This is a genomic window from Streptomyces sp. NPDC005070, assembly GCF_053600395.1.
The window spans coordinates 1-16,381 of sequence record NZ_JBSFZS010000039.1; the positions used below are offsets into that span (position 1 = coordinate 1).

The following is a 16,381-nucleotide window of genomic DNA, read 5'->3' on the forward strand; positions in this document are numbered from 1 at the left end:
TCGTCGACGAGGTGGAAACCGTCCAGCATCTCGCGGAACCGGTCCGGGCCGATCGCGATCATCAGCGACAGCCCGATCGCCGAGTCGAACGAGTAGCGCCCGCCGACCCAGTCCCAGAACTCGAACATGTTCGCCGTGTCGATGCCGAAGTCCGACACCTTCTCCGCGTTCGTCGACAGCGCCACGAAGTGCTTCGCGACCGCCTTCTCCTCACCGAGCCCGGCGAGCAGCCAGGAGCGTGCGGAGGTGGCGTTGGTGATCGTCTCGATCGTGGTGAAGGTCTTCGAGGCGATGACGAACAGCGTCTCCGCCGGGTCCAGGTCCCGTACGGCCTCGTGCAGGTCCGCGCCGTCCACGTTCGACACGAACCGCACCGTCAGCGAGCGGTCGGTGAACGGCCGCAGCACCTCGTAGGCCATGGCGGGACCGAGGTCGGAGCCGCCGATGCCGACGTTCACGACGTTCTTGATGCGCTTGCCGGTGTGCCCGGTCCACTCGCCCGAGCGGACCCGCCCGGCGAAGTCCGCCATCTTGTCCAGGACCGCGTGCACGGCCGGCACGACGTTCTCCCCGTCGACCTCGACCACCGCGTCCCGCGGCGCCCGCAGCGCGGTGTGCAGCACCGCCCGGTCCTCGGTCACGTTGATCTTCTCGCCCCGGAACATCGCGTCCCGCAGCCCGAACACGTCCGTGGCGGTGGCGAGTTCCTGGAGCAGGGCCAGGGTCTCGTCGGTGATCAGGTGCTTGGAGTAGTCGATCCGCAGATCGCCGACCCGGACGACATGGCGCTCGGCGCGCGCGGGGTCGGCGGCGAACAGGTCACGCAGCCGCGGGTGGAGCAGCGCGGTCGCGCGGTGGTCCTCCAGGGCCACCCACTCCGGACGGCGGGTGGGCTTGGGGTAGTCAGACACGGGGGGTCTCCTTGGGGGCCTCGCCGCGCAGGGCGATGGCGTACATCTCGTCCGCGTCCAGGCGGCGCAGTTCCTCGGCGATGAGCTGGGAGGTGGAGCGCACCTTCAGCGCGAGGGTGCGGGAGGGCTGGCCGGGCAGGGACAGGGTCGCCAGCGGGCCCTCGGGGCGGTCGATGACGATCTCGCCGTTCTCGGTGCCGAGGCGGACGGCGGTCACTACGGGGCCCGCGGTGACGACACGCTCGGTCTTGACCCGGAGGCGGGCCTCCAGCCAGCGGGCCAGCAGTTCGGCGCTCGGGTTCTGCGCCTCGCTCTCGACGGTCGCCGAGATCACCTTCGTACGGGCCTGGTCGAGGGCCGCCGCCAGCATGGAGCGCCAGGGGGTGAGCCGGGTCCAGGCGAGGTCGGTGTCGCCCGGCGCGTACGAGGCGGCGCGGGCGTCCAGCGCCTGGAGCGGTGCCTCGACGGCGTACATGTCGGTGATCCGGCGCTGGGCGAGGGCGCCCAGCGGGTCCTTGACCGGGTTGGCGGGCGCGTCCACCGGCCACCAGACGACGACGGGGGCGTCCGGCAGCAGCAGCGGCAGGACGACCGAGTCGGCGTGGTCCGAGACCTCGCCGTACGTCCGCAGGACGACCGTCTCGCCGGTGCCCGCGTCCGAGCCGACGCGCACCTCGGCGTCGAGTCGGGGTTTGGTGCGGTCGCGCGGGGTGCGGGCGACGCGCTTGATGACGACGAGGGTGCGCGAGGGGTGCTCCCGCGAGGCCTCCTCGGCCGCCTTGATGGAGTCGTAGGCGTTCTCCTCGTCGGTGACGATGACCATCGTCAGGACCATGCCCACGGCGGGGGTGCCGATGGCCCGGCGCCCCCGTACGAGCGCCTTGTTGATCTTGCTTGCCGTGGTGTCGGTCAGGTCGATCTTCATGGCCTGCGCCAGCTCCGTCCGTCTCGTGCGAGCATCTCGTCGGCTTCCTCCGGGCCCCAACTGCCCGAGGGGTACTGCGCGGGCGTGCCGTGGCTCTCCCAGTACCCCTCGATCGGGTCGAGGATCTTCCAGGACTCTTCCACCTCCTGGTGGCGGGGGAAGAGATTGGCGTCGCCGAGCAGGACATCCAGGATCAGCCGTTCGTACGCCTCCGGGCTGGACTCGGTGAACGACTCGCCGTACGCGAAGTCCATGGTGACGTCCCGGATCTCCATGGAGGTACCCGGCACCTTGGATCCGAAGCGCACGGTCATGCCCTCGTCGGGCTGGACGCGGATGACGATCGCGTTGGCGCCGAGCTCCTCGGTGGCCGTGGAGTCGAACGGGGAGTGCGGGGCGCGCTGGAAGACCACCGCGATCTCGGTGACCCGGCGGCCCAGCCGCTTGCCGGTCCGCAGGTAGAAGGGGACACCCGCCCAACGGCGGTTGTCGACCTGGAGCTTGACGGCGGCGTAGGTGTCGGTCGTCGACGCGGGGTCGATGCCGTCCTCCTGGAGGTAGCCGCGCACCTTCGCGCCGCCCTGCCAACTCGCCGCGTACTGGCCGCGTACGGTGTGCTCGCCCAGGTTCTCCGGCAGCTTCACGGCTCTGAGGACCTTGAGCTTCTCGGCGAGCAGCGACTCGGCGTCGAAGGCGGCCGGTTCCTCCATGGCGGTCAGTGCCATGAGCTGGAGCAGGTGGTTCTGGATCACGTCCCGGGCGGAGCCGATGCCGTCGTAGTAGCCGGCCCGGCCGCCGATGCCGATGTCCTCGGCCATGGTGATCTGGACGTGGTCGACGTACGACCGGTTCCAGACGGGCTCGTACATCTGGTTGGCGAAGCGGAGCGCCAGGATGTTCTGGACGGTCTCCTTGCCGAGGTAGTGGTCGATCCGGAACACCTGGTCCGGGTCGAACACGTCGTGCACGATCCTGTTCAGCTCGCGGGCGCTCGCCAGGTCGTGACCGAACGGCTTCTCGATGACCGCGCGCCGCCAGGACCCCTCGGGAGGGGTCGCCAGCCCGTGCTTCTTGAGCTGCCGCACCACCTTCGGGAAGAACTTCGGCGGTACGGAGAGGTAGAAGGCGTAGTTGCCGCTGGTGCCCCGGGAGGCGTCCAGCTCATCGACGGCCGCGCGCAGTTGCTTGAACGCCGTGTCGTCGTCGAAGTCGCCCGGGATGAACCGCATGCCCTCGGCGAGCTGCTGCCAGACCTCCTCGCGGAACTCGGTCCGCGCGTGCTCGCGCACCGAGTCGTGCACCACCTGCGCGAAGTCCTGGTCCTCCCACTCGCGGCGGGCGAACCCGAGGAGCGAGAAGCCCGGCGGCAGCAGACCCCGGTTGGCGAGGTCGTACACGGCCGGCATCAGCTTCTTGCGGGACAGGTCGCCGGTGACACCGAAGATGACCAGGCCGGAGGGGCCCGCGATCCGGGGGAGCCGGCGGTCGCGCGGGTCGCGCAGCGGGTTGTCCCAGTCGGCCGCCACACCGAGCGCGTGGGCGAGGACCTCGGTCGCCGAGTCACCGAGCCCGCGGGCGAGGATCTCGGTCGCCGCGTCGCCGAGGACCTCGGTCGCCGGGACGGCGAGCGCCGCGGCCGGGGCTCCGTGCGTCAGGCGGTCCTGTTCCACGGCCGGGTCACCGGATCCCTGCGCCGCGGCGGCCGCATCCTTCGGGTCGCCGTCGGAAAGCGCCTCACCCTTGGTCATTCCCCTTCAACTCCCTTGCCGCGCAGCGAGGTCGCCACCGCTTCGAGAAGGTCCTCCCAGGCCGCCTCGAACTTCGCGACGGCCTCGTCCTCCAGTTGCCCGACGACCTCGTCGTAGGAGATCCCGAGCGCCTCGACCGCGGCCAGGTCGGCGCGCGCCTGAGGGTAGCCGCCGGTCACCGCGTCGCCGTGGATGTCACCGTGGTCCGCGGTGGCGTTCAGCGTCCCCTCCGGCATGGTGTTGACCGTGCCGGGCGCGACCAGCTCGTCGACGTACAGGGTGTCCTTGTACGCGGGGTCCTTGACGCCCGTGGAGGCCCACAGCGGACGCTGCTTCCGGGCCCCGGACGGGGCGAGCGCGGTCCAGCGGTCGCCGCCTCGCGCCGAGCCGTCGACCGAGCCGAACACGTCCTCGTAGGCCTCGTAGGCCAGACGGGCGTTGGCGAGCGCCGCCCTGCCCTTGAGCGCGAGGGCCTCGTCCGTGCCGGTCTTCGCGAGCCGCCTGTCGATCTCGCTGTCGACGCGGGAGACGAAGAAGGAGGCGACGGAGTGGATGCCGGTGAGGTCGATGCCCGCGGCCAGCGCCCGCTCCAGGCCCGCCAGATAGGCGTCCATGACCTCGCGGTAGCGCTCCAGGGAGAAGATCAGCGTGACGTTGACGCTGATGCCGAGGCCGATGACCTCGGTGATCGCCGGAAGGCCGGCCTTCGTCGCCGGGATCTTGATCATCACGTTCGGGCGGTCGACCAGCCAGGCGAGCTGCTTGGCCTCGGCGACGGTCGCGGTGGTGTCGTGGGCCAGCCGGGGGTCGACCTCGATGGAGACCCGGCCGTCCCGGCCGCCGGTCGCCTCGTACACCGGGCGCAGGATGTCGGCGGCGGCGCGCACGTCCGCGGTCGTCATCATCCGGACGGCCTCGTCGACCGTCACGCCGCGCACGGCGAGGTCGGCGAGCTGCTGCTCGTACCCCTCACCGGAGCCGATGGCGGCCTGGAAGATGGACGGGTTGGTGGTGACGCCCACCACGTGGCGGGTCGCGACGAGTTCGGCCAGGTTGCCGGACTCGATCCGCTTGCGGGAGAGGTCGTCGAGCCAGATGGAGACGCCTTCGTCGGAGAGGCGCTTCAGGGTTACCGCGGGCGCGGTCGCTTCGGTCACAGTGATCATCTTCCTTTGTGCGAACGGATCAACCGCGGACTGCGGCAAGAGATTCCCGCGCGGCGGCGGCGACGTTCTCGGGGGTGAAACCGAACTCGGCGAACAGGGTCCCGGCGTCGGCCGAGGCGCCGAAGTGCTCCAGCGAGACGACGCGTCCGGCGTCACCGACGTACCGGTACCAGGTCAGGGCGATCCCGGCCTCGACCGCCACGCGGGCCCGTACGGCCGGCGGAAGGACGCTCGCCCGGTACTCGGGGGACTGCTCCTCGAACCACTCGACGGACGGCATCGACACCACGCGGGTGCCCACGCCCTCGGCCTCCAGCAGCTCACGCGCCGCGACGGCGAGCTGCACCTCGGACCCGGTCGCGACGAGGAGGACGTCCGGGGTCTCGGTGGAGGAGTCCCGCAGGACGTAACCGCCGCGCGCCGCGTCGGGGTTGACGGGGTGGGTCGGTACGCCCTGACGGGTGAGGGCCAGACCGTGCGGGGCCGGGTTCGTGGCGTGCCGCTTGAGGATCTCGGCCCAGGCGATGGCCGTCTCGTTGGCGTCGGCCGGGCGGACGATGTTGAGGCCGGGGATGGCACGGAGCGAGGCGAGGTGCTCGACCGGCTGGTGGGTGGGGCCGTCCTCGCCGAGACCGATGGAGTCGTGCGTCCACACGTACGTCACCGGCAGCTGCATCAGCGCGGAGAGGCGGACGGCGTTGCGCATGTAGTCGGAGAACACCAGGAAGGTGCCGCCGTAGATACGGGTGTTGCCGTGGAGCGCGATGCCGTTCATCTCCGCGGCCATGGAGTGCTCGCGGATGCCGAAGTGGATCGTGCGGCCGTACGGGTTCGCCTCCGGCAGCGGGTTGTCCGCCGGGAGGAAGGAGGAGGTCTTGTCGATCGTCGTGTTGTTCGAGCCGGCGAGGTCGGCGGAGCCGCCCCACAGCTCGGGGAGCACGGCGCCGAGCGCCTGGAGGACCGTGCCGGAGGCGGCGCGGGTGGCGACGTTCTTGCCCTCCTCGAACACCGGCAGCGCGCTCTCCCAGCCCTCGGGAAGCTGGCCGGCGACGATCCGGTCGAAGAGCTTCGCGTTCTCGGGCCGTTCGGTGCGCCACGCGCCGATCCGCTTGTCCCAGTCGGCGTGCGCCTCGGCGCCCCGGTCCAGGGCCTGACGGGCGTGGGCCAGCACGTCGGCGTCGACCTGGAAGGTCTGCTCCGGGTCGAAGCCCAGGAGCCGCTTGGTCGCGGCGATCTCCTCGGCGCCCAGCGCCGAGCCGTGCGAGGCCTCGGTGTTCCGCGCGTTCGGCGCCGGCCAGGCGATGACGGTGCGCATCGCGATGATGGAAGGACGCCCGGTCTCGGCCCGCGCGGCCGTGAGCGCGGTGTACAGGGCATGGACGTCGATGTCGCCGTCGGGCGAGGGCTCGACGCGCTGCACGTGCCAGCCGTACGACGCGTAGCGCCCCAGCACGTCCTCGGAGAAGGCGGTCGCCGTGTCGCCCTCGATGGAGATGTGGTTGTCGTCGTAGATGAAGACGAGGTTGCCGAGCTTCTGGTGGCCGGCGAGCGAGGAGGCCTCCGCCGAGATGCCCTCCTCCAGGTCGCCGTCGGAGACGATCGCCCAGATGGTGTGGTCGAACGGGGACTCGCCCTCGGAGGCCTCGGGGTCGAACAGGCCGCGCTCGTAGCGGGCCGCCATCGCCATGCCCACCGCGTTGGCGGCACCCTGGCCGAGCGGGCCGGTCGTGGTCTCCACGCCCGCGGTGTGCCCGTACTCGGGGTGGCCGGGCGTCTTGGAGCCGTGGGTGCGGAACGCCTTCAGATCGTCGAGGCCGAGTTCATAACCTGACAGGAAGAGCTGGGTGTAGAGGGTCAGCGAGGTGTGGCCGGGGGAGAGGACGAAGCGGTCGCGGCCCGTCCACTCCGGGTCGGCCGGGTCGTGCCGCATCACCTTCTGGAAGAGCGTGTACGCCGCCGGGGCCAGGCTCATCGCGGTCCCGGGGTGACCGTTGCCGACCTTCTGCACGGCGTCGGCGGCCAGAAGGCGGGCGGTGTCGACGGCGCGGCGGTCGAGCTCGGTCCAGGTGAAGCCGTCGGAGCTCTGCGTACTCATCTTCAAGAAGTCCTCACGGGATGCGCTGAAACAGGGTCTGTGCCTTCAAACCTAAAAGTCAGACTTTTGCTGGGGAAGGTGCCCGTGTGTCAGCCTTCGGTGAAAGTGGGACACATGGAGCCGTGGCGAGCCGACGCGAGAAGGACATGAACGACAGAACCACCCAAGGCGGCACCGGCGGTGAGCGCGGCCGGGACGGGATCAGGACCTTTCCGTTTCCGGCCGATCTGAGCCTGTCCGGCGTGGGCATGCAGGTCGGAGCGATGGGAACCGGACGCACCTGGCACGCCGACGCCCCGCTGGAACGCGTGCACCGCATCGACTTCCACGTCGTGATGCTCTTCCACGAGGGGCCCGTACGGCACATGGTCGACTTCGCCGAGTACGAGGCCCGCGCGGGCGACCTCCTGTGGATCCGGCCCGGCCAGGTGCACCGCTTCTCCAGCACCGACCCCTACCGCGGGACCGTCCTGACCATGCAGCCGGGCTTCCTGCCCCGCGCGACCGTCGAGGCGACCGGCCTCTACCGCTACGACCTGCCCCCGCTGCTGCGCCCCGAGGCCGAACGGCTGGCCGCGCTGGAACACGCGCTGACCCAACTGGAGCGCGAGTACGTCGACACCACCACGCTGCCGCTCAGTCTGCACACCGCGGTGCTGCGGCACTCGCTCACCGCGTTCCTGCTGCGTCTCGCCCACCTCGCGGCGAGCTCCGCCGGGGCGACCCACGAGCACACGGACACCACGTTCACGCGGTTCCGGGACGCGGTGGAGAGGGACTTCGCCGTCAATCACAGCGTCAGCGCCTACGCCGACGCCCTCGGATACTCGCGCCGCACCCTGGTGCGCGCCGTGCGGGCCGCCACCGGCCAGACGCCCAAGGGGTTCATCGACAAGCGGGTCGTCCTGGAGGCCAAACGGCTCCTCGCCCACACGGACATGCCGATCGGGCGCGTCGGGGCCGCCGTCGGCTTCCCCGACTCGGCCAACTTCTCGAAGTTCTTCCACCAGCACACGGGGGCGACCCCGGTGGCCTTCCGGACGGAACTGCGCTGAGCGGGACGGACCGCGTACGTCCGTCCCGCCCGGCCTCGCGACGGGTGGCTGCTTGTCCCCTCTCCTGTCGGTGACCGACCGGAGGACGAGTGACCGCCCGTCATTTCACCTGTCAGTGACCGAAGTCGAACCAGTTGACGTTCACGAAGTCCGCGGGCTGGCCGCTGGTGAAGGTGAGATAGACGTCATGGGTTCCGGTCACGGAGCTCATGTTCGCCGGTATGGTCCTCCAGGACTGCCAGCCGCCGGTGTTGGCCAGCGCGAAGCTGGCGACCGGTGTGCTCGTACGGCTGTCGAGGCGCACCTCGACCAGGCCGCTGACCCCGCCCGCCGCGCCGCTCGCGACCCGGCCGTAGAACTGGGTGGCCGCCGAGGAGCCGAAGTTGACGCCCTTGTAGAGCGCGTAGTCGCCGTTCGCGATGGTGCCGATGTCCTGGCCGCCGCCGGTGTCCGTCGTGGTCTCGCTGACGACACCGCTCTGGCTGTCGTAGGACTCGGCCTGGATGGCGCTGTAGGCGTCACGGTTGCCGGTGGGCGGCGGAGTGGTGCCACCGCCGCCACCGCTGCCGGCCGCCTGGAGCACCTGGACGTAGTCGACGACGAGCGGGTGACCGGGTTCCGTGCCGCTGTCGGGGCCGCCGCCGAAGGCGCCCGGGAAGCCGCCGCCCATCGCGACGTTCAGGATGACGAAGTAGCCGTGGTTGGTGGCGTTCGCCCAGGTGGTCGCGTCGACCTGGTTCGCCTTCACCGTGTGGAAGTTGACGCCGTCGAGGTAGAAGCGGACCTCCTCGGGGCTCGTCGACCTGTCCCACTCCATCGCGTAGGTGTGGAAGCCCGCCTGACAGGTCGTGCCGGTGCAGGGCGTGTTGTTGCCGATGCCGCTGGTCTCGTTGCAGGGGCCGCCCGGGCTGGTGCCGCAGTGCATCGTGGCCCACTCGGTGTTGAGGCCCTGGACGTTCTCCATGATGTCCAGCTCACCGACGCCCGGCCAGTTCTGGTAGTTGCCGCGGTAGGGCGCGCCGAGCGCCCAGAAGGCGGGCCAGTAGCCCTTGGCCGCGGCGCCGGTCACGTTCGGCATCTGCAGCCGCGACTCGATGCGCAGCTTGCCCCCGGCGGGGGGCTCGAAGTCGGTGCGCTTGGTCTCGATGCGGCCCGAGGTCCAGTTGCCCGACGCGTCACGGCGCGGGGTGATCAGCAGGTTGCCGTTGCCGTCCAGGGCGACGTTGTTGGTGCTGGAGGTCATCGTCTCGACCTCGCCGGTACCGAAGTTGGCCGGCCCGCCCGGGTAGCTCGTACCCGTCGTGTACTGCCAGTTGGTGGTGTTGACGCCGCTCCCTGCCGACCCGGTGAAGTCGTCGACGAAGACCTGGGACCAGCCGGAGGGGGGTGTGGGCGCGGACGCGTTGGCCGGGAGGGTGGCCGCGGTCGCCGCGGCCGCCGCCAGGCTCAAGGTACTGAGCACGGCGATGAGGACGCGCCGGGCCGAGCCGCGTCTGGGTGTGCCGGAAGTTTCACTCATGGGTGCCTCTTCGCGTACGGAGTGTGGGGTGCGCGGGTGGGGGAGCGCTCCCATGGAGACCTTGAGAGCGCTCTCAAAAAAGGTGCGCGGCCAATGTGCTCTCTGTCACTCCGGTCGTCAAGAGGTGAAGCCGAGAAAGTCCTTACGCCCCAAGGGAGTTCACGCCGTGAAGGAAGGGAGAAGGCCCGATGAGCGCCCCACGGCGGGCCGTTGAAGTCCGCTCATCGGGCCTGACCCTCACAGGGCGCTGCCGGCCTTCCAGTCGGCCCACGACAGGTTCCAGCCGTTCAGACCGTTCGACGCTTCGACGGTCCGCTCGCCCGAGTTCCGGACGACCACCACGTCGCCGAGCATCGAACTCTCGTAGAACCGGTAGCCCGCCACGGAGCCGTCGTTCGCGCCCTTCGTGTCGTGCAGGCCGACGCAGCCGTGGCTGGTGTTGCTGCCGCCGAAGACCGAGGGCGCGGCCCAGTAGTTGCCGTGGATGAAGGTCCCCGAGGTGGTCAGGCGCTGGGCGTGCGGCACGTCCGCGATGTCGTACTCGTCGCCGAGCCCGACCGTGGAGGACTCCATCCTGGTCTCCTTGAACCGCTCGCTGATCACCATGATCCCGGACCACGTGGTGTGCGCCGGGGCGCCGCCGCTCACCGGGTAGCTCGCGAGCGCCGCCCCGTCCCGCTCGACGGTCATGGTCTTCTTCGCGAGGTCGACGGTGCTCACCTGGCGGCGGCCGATGCGGAAGGTGACGTCCTTGGACTGGACGCCGTAGACGCCGTCCCCGCCCTCGACGTCCTTGAGACGCAGGCTCAGCGTGATCTTCGTGCCGGCCGCCCAGTACTCGGCGGGGCGGAAGTCGAGCCGGGTGTTCCCGAACCAGTGACCGACCACCTCGACCGCGGGCTCCGCGGTCACCGTGATGGCCTTTTCCACCGCGGCCCGGTCCGTCACGGCCCGGGTGAAGTTGATCGACACGGGCATACCGACGCCGGAGGTCGAATTCGCCTCCGGCGTGAAATAGCCGGCGAAGGTCTCGCCCGGAGACTTCGTGACGAACGTCGCGGTGTGCTCCGCGGCGCCCGTCGCTTTCGCCGTCACCGTGTATTTGGTACCCGAGTACGGATTCCCGGCCGAGGTCCAGCGCGTACGGTCGTCGTTGAAGGATCCGGCCAGAGTGGAACCGTCGTTGCCGGAGACCTCGACCGCCGACAGTGTGCCGTCCGTCACGGAGACCACGACCGGATCGGTGAAGCCGGCCTTCCTCGTACCGTCCGCGGGGGAGACGGTGACCGTCGGCGTCTTCACCTGGGCCTTCGCCTTCGACCCGGCCCCGCCGGACCCCGTCGCCTTCGTGTCCTTGCTCTCGGCCGCGCCCGCCGGGCTGCCGCACCCGCTCAGCGCGAGGACCGGAACGGCCGATCCGACGGCCGCGAGGACTCCGCGCCGTGACCAGGCCGGACGCCCCGGACGCCGCCGTGTCCACCCCGGGTCCCGCGGTGCGGACTCGGGCCGATTCGATATCTCAGGGACGCCCACGGAACGCCTTTCCTCGCGTGTTTCTCTCACCATCACTGCCGGTGCATCCTGCGGGACTTCCCTGGGTTGATTCTTTGAATACGGCTGCCCCAGCCTGAGATTCCGGTGAAGACACCCGGAGAGACGGCCTGAATCCACGGTTGCCGGGCCGCCCCGAATCGTGAACAGAGTATGAAGTGCCCAGCCCGCTCCCTGAGATTTCCGTGAGATCCGCGTTCCCGGTGCCCTTTCCGGCCTCTGCGGCCTCTGCGGCCGCACGAGTGAAGGAGGAGTTCCGCTTGTCGGATCCGCGACGACCCACGCCGGAGGCATCAGTGAGTCCAGCCCGTGAGAGGCACACCCTGGCCATCGTCGGAGTGGGCGCCGCCGGCACGCTCACCGCCGTGCAGCTCTGCGAGACGGCGACCCGCCGCCGCACCCCGCTCGACGTCTTCCTGGTCGACCCCGCCCCCGAAGCCGGGCGCGGCAGCGCGTACGCCACCACCGATGCCCGGCACCGGCTGAACGTGCCCGCGGGCGGCATGAGCTGCTATCCCGACGACCCCGGCCACTTCACCCGCTGGCTGTGCCGGCACGGCGAACCCACCGTCAGGGCGACCGACTTCGCCACCCGCTACCGGTACGGCGCCTATCTCGCCGACACGTTGGCCCAGGCGATCGTCCACGCCCACGGCACGGTCGCCGTGCACCGGCTGCGCACCAGGGCGAAGGCCTGCGTCCCCGCTCCGGACGGGGGGCTGGAGCTGCGGCTGGCCGACGGGCGCGGCCTCGTCGCCGACGGTGTCGTCCTCGCCACCGGACCGGCTGCCACGACGAGTTCCTGGGCCCCGCCCCGACTCCGTACCTCCGGACGCTTCATCGGTTCACCCTGGGCGCCCGGCGCGCTCGACGGACCGCTCGCCGAACCCGCCGACCGCGCGCGAACGGGCGCGAGCGACGACGTCCTGCTCGTGGGCACCGGGCTCACCGCGGTCGACCTCGCGCTCAGCCTCGACCGCCCCGGACGCACCGTCCACGCCCTCTCGCGCACCGGACTGCTGCCCCAGCCGCACGCTCTCGACCCCGCACCCGCGATGGCCTCGCCGGAAGGGCTCGACGCGCCGACCCTGCCCGCGCTGCGCCGGGCCGTCTACCGCCACATCGGCCGCGCCCTGCGCGCCCACGGCGACTGGCGCCCCGCGCTCGACAGCCTGCGCCCGCACACCGCGCACCTGTGGCGCAGCCTCACACCCGAGGAACGCGCCGCCTTCCTGCGCGGCGAGGGCGCGCTCTGGAACACCCACCGGCACCGGATGGCCCCTTCGACGGCCGAGTCGCTGGACCGCGCCCGCACGGCCCGCCGCCTGCGCGTCCACGCCGGCAGCGTCACCGACGCCGTCCCCCGCCCGGACGGCTCCGAGCTGATCACGCTCTCCGACGGGCGGCGCATCACGGCCGGCTGGGTGATCGACTGCACCGGACCGGGTCCGCGCCCCGAAGACCCCCTGTGGGCCTCGCTGTTCGACACGGGCACCGCCGTGCCCGGCCCGCTCGGCCTCGGTGTCACGACCCGCGACGGCCGGCTCCTCGACGCCGAAGGCGGCGCCGGGCCCGCGGTGTTCACCCTCGGCGCACCACGCCGTGGAGAACTCTGGGAGACCACGGCGATCCCCGAGATCCGAGTCCAGGCCGCCGAACTGGCCGAGCGGTTGCTCGCACCCCTGGCCCCCCGGCGCCGCCCCGCGCGCCGCCGGCCCCTCGACGCGCACGGACTCCCGCTGTCCACCCACGCCGAGGCGGCGGCCGCCCACCGCACCGGCCTCGAACGCGTCCTCAAGGTCAGGGCCGGTGCCGAGGACGCCTTCGCGCGCGCCGTCGCCCTCGACCCCGGCTTCGCGCTCGGGCACGCGGCCCTCGCCCTGCTCGGCCACGAGTGCGGCGCCGACGTCGACGTACCGCGAGCCCTGGCCGACGCACGGCGCTGCGCACGGGAACGGGCCGACGCGCGCGAACGCTCCTTCGTCGACGTGGTGAGCAGGCGCGTGCACGGCGACAGCCCGGACACCGGTACCCGTGCCCTGCTCGGGCATCTGGCCGCCCACCCCGCCGACGCGCTGGCGCTCGCCGTGGCCGTGCCCACCATCGCCTTCTCCGGCATCAACGACCTCGACACCACCTACGCGCCGGACCTGGTCGAGCGCTCCCTGCCCGCCTACGACGGCCACTGGTTCCCCGCCTCGCTCCTCGCCTTCCTGCGCCAGGACCAGGGCCGCCACGACGAGGCGGCCGAGCTGGCCGGGCGCGCGCTGGACGCCGAGCCCGCCTCCGGCCACGCCGTGCACGCCCTCGCCCACGTCCACTACGAGTCGGGAGCCCACGCGTTCGGCCGTGACTGGCTGGACGCCTGGGTGTCCGGGCACGGACGGGGCGCCGTCCACCGCGCCCACTTCTCCTGGCACATCGCCCTGCACGAACTGGCCCTGGACGATCCCGCCGCCGTCCGCCGACGCTGGTTCGCCCAGCTCGCGCCCGGACGGGTGACCGGGGTACGCGCCCTGGTCGACTCCGGGTCGCTGCTGTGGCGCGCGCGGATCAGCGACAGTTGGCGGGGCCGGGTGCCGGCGGCGGACGTGCTCGACAGCGTCGCCCGCGAGATCGTGGAGCGGCCCGCGACCGCCTTCACCGCGCTGCACGCCGCCGTCGCGCTCACCGCCGCCGGTGACATGGCGGGACTGCGCCGGCTGCGCGACCACGCCGCGGGCGCCGATCCGGTGCAGCGGGAGGTCGTCGTCCCGCTGTGCGAGGCCCTCGCCGCGCTCGTCGAGGAGCGCTTCCACGAAGCGGCCCGGGGGCTCGACGCCCTGCTGCCGGTCCTCGTCCGGGTCGGCGGCAGCGCGGCCCAGCGCGAGGTCGTCGAGGAGACACTGCTGTACGCCCTCGTGGCGGCGGGCCGCTGCGAAGCCGCCCGGCGCCTCCTGGACACCCGTCTCGACCGCGGCCACGCGCCGCGCGACCGGCGCCTGCTGGCGGCACTGCCCCACTGAGGGCCTGCCCGCGCGCACGTCAGGCGCCCGGCTCCGCGCGGGGTGCCGGGCGCCAGCCGAGGGCCCGGGAGATTCCGCGGGCGGCCAGGCGCACCGCCGGGATCAACGCCGGTACCCGGGCCTCGGCCCGGGGCACGACGAGCGATACGGCCGCGACGACCGAACCGTCCGCGCCACGCACCGGCGCGGCCACCGACAGGGCATCCTCCGTCACCTGACGGCTGCTCACCGCGACGCCCGTCCGGCGTACTTCGGCCAGTGCCCGGCGCAGGCGGACCGGATCGGTGATCGTGTACGGGGTGTAGGCGGCCAACGGCCCGGCGCAGTAGGCGTCCTGGAAGGCGGGCTCCGCGTGCGCGAGCAGCGCGAGCCCGACGCCCGTCGCGTGCAGCGGCCAGTGGGCGCCCACCTGGATGCGGACCCCGACCGAGGAACGGCCCGAGATCCACTCGGTGTAGACGACCTCGGCGCCGTCCCGGACCGCCAACTGCACGTTCTCGTGCGTCGCTTCGTACAGGTCCTCCAGAAACGGCAGGGCCGTCTGGCGCAGCGCGAGGCCACGCGGGGCGAGCGCCGCGAGCTCCCACAGGCGCAGGCCCACGTGATAGACGCCGTTCATGTCCCGCTCCAGCGCGCCCCACCCGGCGAGCGCGGCCACCAGTCGGTGCGCCGTGGTGAGGCTGAGGCCGGCCCGGCGGCTGATGTCCGTCAGGGACAGCGCGGTGTGCTCGTGGTCGAAGGCACCGAGCACGGCGAGGAGACGGCCGGAGGCGGACGGGGCGGTCATGATGCCTGGATCCAACAGGCCGGACGGGCGTGACGGCAACGGCCGGTGCCGAGGAAAGACGTCCGAGGGGCGGCCGGTCCTCGGGAACGGACGCGCGCGATGGCACGCTGCTCGTCGGAAGACCTGGGTGGAACAGGCGGCCGGCGTGCTCCCTCGCCGCGCGGCCTGTGGCACCGTACGAACTGCGAAGGTGGTACTTGCGTGAGGCTGACCATTCTGGGCGGCGGCGGATTCCGTGTCCCGCTCGTGTACGGGGCACTCCTCGGGGACCGGGCCGAGGGCCGCGTCACACGGGTCGTGCTGCACGATCTGGACGCGGGACGGCTCTCCGCCGTGGCCCGCGTGCTCGCCGAGCAGGCCGCCGGGGACCCGGACGCACCGGAGGTGACCGTCACCACCGACCTCGACGAGGCCCTGCGCGGCGCCGACTTCGTCTTCTCCGCGATCCGCGTCGGGGGTCTGGAGGGCCGGGCCGCGGACGAGCGCGTCGCCCTGGCCCAGGGGGTCCTCGGCCAGGAGACGGTCGGCGCAGGCGGCATCGCGTACGGGCTGCGCACCGTGCCCGTCGCCGTGGACATCGCGCGGCGGGTGGCCCGGCTGGCACCCGACGCCTGGGTCATCAACTTCACCAACCCGGCCGGACTGGTCACCGAGGCCATGTCCCGGCACCTCGGCGACCGCGTGATCGGCATCTGCGACTCGCCGGTCGGCCTCGGGCGCCGGATCGCCAAGGTCCTCGGCGCGAACCCGCGCGAGGCGTGGATCGACTACGTCGGGCTCAACCACCTCGGCTGGGTACGCGGCCTGCGCGTCGCCGGCCGCGACGAACTCCCGCGCCTGCTCGCCGATCCCGAACTGCTCGGCTCCTTCGAGGAGGGCCGGCTCTTCGGCCCGCAGTGGCTCAGGTCCCTGGGCGCCGTCCCCAACGAATACCTGCACTACTACTACTTCAACCGCGAGACCGTCCGCGCCTACCAGCGGGCCGAGAAGACACGCGGCGCGTTCCTGCGCGACCAACAGGCCGGTTTCTATGAGGAGATGAAGCACCCGGAGGCGGCGGCCCTGGCTGCCTGGGAACGCACCCGGGCCGAGCGCGAGGCCACGTACATGGCGGAGAACCGGGACGCCGCCGGTGCCGGGGAACGCGAGGAGGACGACCTCTCCGGCGGCTACGAGAAGGTGGCGCTCGCCCTGATGCGCGCGATCGCCCGCGACGAACGGACCACCCTGATCCTCAACGTCCGCAACCGCGGCACCCTGGGTGTCCTCGACGCGGAGGCCGTCATCGAGGTGCCGTGCCTGGTGGACGCCAACGGGGCCCATCCGGTCGCGGTCGACCCGTTGCCGGGGCACGCCGCCGGACTGGTGTGCGCGGTCAAGGCGGTGGAGCGCGAGGTGCTCTCCGCCGCCGAGTCGGGTTCCCGTACGACCGCGGTGAAGGCCTTCGCCCTGCACCCGCTCGTCGACTCGGTCGGCGTGGCGCACGCGCTCGTCGACGGCTACACGTCGGTACACCCCGGTCTCGCCTATCTGACCTAGGGTCCGCGAGCGAGCCGGACCGGGCGCGGGCGGGCGGTGACGGGTCCCTCCCGATGACGCCCGCTTTGCGCACCGGACTT

10 protein-coding genes and 1 pseudogene are annotated in these 16,381 nt (G+C 71.9%); 3 read left to right on the forward strand and 8 right to left on the reverse strand.

Going from position 1 to position 16,381, the window contains the following annotated elements; translation table 11 throughout:
* The 5 genes and pseudogenes from ACWEBX_RS15560 to tkt all read right to left on the reverse strand — a co-directional run.
* A pseudogene (locus ACWEBX_RS15560) lies at positions 1-911 on the reverse strand (glucose-6-phosphate isomerase); the annotation flags it as partial.
* Entirely contained in the window at positions 904-1,836 is a 933-nt protein-coding gene (opcA, locus tag ACWEBX_RS15565) for a glucose-6-phosphate dehydrogenase assembly protein OpcA (protein WP_451885374.1), read from the reverse strand. The pseudogene ACWEBX_RS15560 and the gene opcA, both read right to left, overlap by 8 nt.
* Entirely contained in the window at positions 1,833-3,362 is a 1,530-nt protein-coding gene (gene zwf, locus ACWEBX_RS15570; protein WP_451885424.1) for a glucose-6-phosphate dehydrogenase, read from the reverse strand. The genes opcA and zwf overlap by 4 nt, the downstream gene beginning before the upstream one ends.
* Positions 3,363-3,580: 218 nt before the next feature.
* Positions 3,581-4,750: a transaldolase gene (gene tal / locus ACWEBX_RS15575; protein WP_451885375.1), complete on the reverse strand. Its 1,170-nt coding sequence runs from the start codon at positions 4,748-4,750 to the stop codon at positions 3,581-3,583.
* Between the two features lie 19 nt (positions 4,751-4,769).
* Positions 4,770-6,845 (reverse strand): transketolase, encoded by a 2,076-nt coding sequence (gene tkt / locus ACWEBX_RS15580; RefSeq protein WP_451885376.1) that lies wholly within the window; start codon positions 6,843-6,845, stop codon positions 4,770-4,772.
* A gap of 146 nt (positions 6,846-6,991) precedes the next feature.
* Here tkt and ACWEBX_RS15585 point away from each other — a divergent pair, with 146 nt between their 5' ends.
* Entirely contained in the window at positions 6,992-7,900 is a 909-nt protein-coding gene (locus tag ACWEBX_RS15585) for a helix-turn-helix domain-containing protein (RefSeq protein WP_451885377.1), read from the forward strand.
* A 112-nt stretch (positions 7,901-8,012) separates the two neighbouring features.
* On the opposite strand, the gene ACWEBX_RS15590 is transcribed toward ACWEBX_RS15585, so the two are convergent.
* Together ACWEBX_RS15590 and ACWEBX_RS15595 are read right to left on the reverse strand one after the other, a co-directional pair.
* Positions 8,013-9,419, reverse strand: a complete 1,407-nt coding sequence (locus tag ACWEBX_RS15590; protein WP_451885378.1) for a glycoside hydrolase family 16 protein — start codon at positions 9,417-9,419, stop codon at positions 8,013-8,015.
* A 237-nt stretch (positions 9,420-9,656) separates the two neighbouring features.
* Positions 9,657-10,952: a L,D-transpeptidase gene (locus ACWEBX_RS15595; protein ID WP_451885379.1), complete on the reverse strand. Its 1,296-nt coding sequence runs from the start codon at positions 10,950-10,952 to the stop codon at positions 9,657-9,659.
* Positions 10,953-11,266: 314 nt separating this feature from the next.
* On the opposite strand from ACWEBX_RS15595, the gene ACWEBX_RS15600 reads away from it, so the two are divergent.
* Positions 11,267-13,975 carry an FAD/NAD(P)-binding protein gene (locus tag ACWEBX_RS15600; RefSeq protein WP_451885380.1) on the forward strand — a complete coding sequence of 903 codons (2,709 nt, stop codon included), beginning with the start codon at positions 11,267-11,269 and terminating at the stop codon, positions 13,973-13,975.
* A 19-nt stretch (positions 13,976-13,994) separates the two neighbouring features.
* Here ACWEBX_RS15600 and ACWEBX_RS15605 read toward each other — a convergent pair whose 3' ends face one another.
* Entirely contained in the window at positions 13,995-14,762 is a 768-nt protein-coding gene (locus tag ACWEBX_RS15605) for an IclR family transcriptional regulator (RefSeq protein WP_451885381.1), read from the reverse strand.
* Positions 14,763-14,963: 201 nt separating this feature from the next.
* On the opposite strand from ACWEBX_RS15605, the gene ACWEBX_RS15610 reads away from it, so the two are divergent.
* Positions 14,964-16,301, forward strand: a complete 1,338-nt coding sequence (locus ACWEBX_RS15610) for a 6-phospho-beta-glucosidase (RefSeq protein WP_451885382.1) — start codon at positions 14,964-14,966, stop codon at positions 16,299-16,301.
* The last annotated feature ends 80 nt before the right edge of the window (positions 16,302-16,381 follow it).

Excerpts from the sequence above, each read along its gene's own strand:
- opcA (WP_451885374.1), bottom strand. The coding sequence starts at position 1,836 with ATGAAGATCGACCTGACCGACACCACGGCAAGCAAGATCAACAAGGCG.
- tal (WP_451885375.1), bottom strand. The coding sequence starts at position 4,750 with ATGATCACTGTGACCGAAGCGACCGCGCCCGCGGTAACCCTGAAGCGC.
- tkt (WP_451885376.1), bottom strand. The coding sequence starts at position 6,845 with ATGAGTACGCAGAGCTCCGACGGCTTCACCTGGACCGAGCTCGACCGC.
- ACWEBX_RS15585 (WP_451885377.1), top strand. The coding sequence starts at position 6,992 with ATGAACGACAGAACCACCCAAGGCGGCACCGGCGGTGAGCGCGGCCGG.
- ACWEBX_RS15590 (WP_451885378.1), bottom strand. The coding sequence starts at position 9,419 with ATGAGTGAAACTTCCGGCACACCCAGACGCGGCTCGGCCCGGCGCGTC.
- ACWEBX_RS15605 (WP_451885381.1), bottom strand. The coding sequence starts at position 14,762 with ATGACCGCCCCGTCCGCCTCCGGCCGTCTCCTCGCCGTGCTCGGTGCC.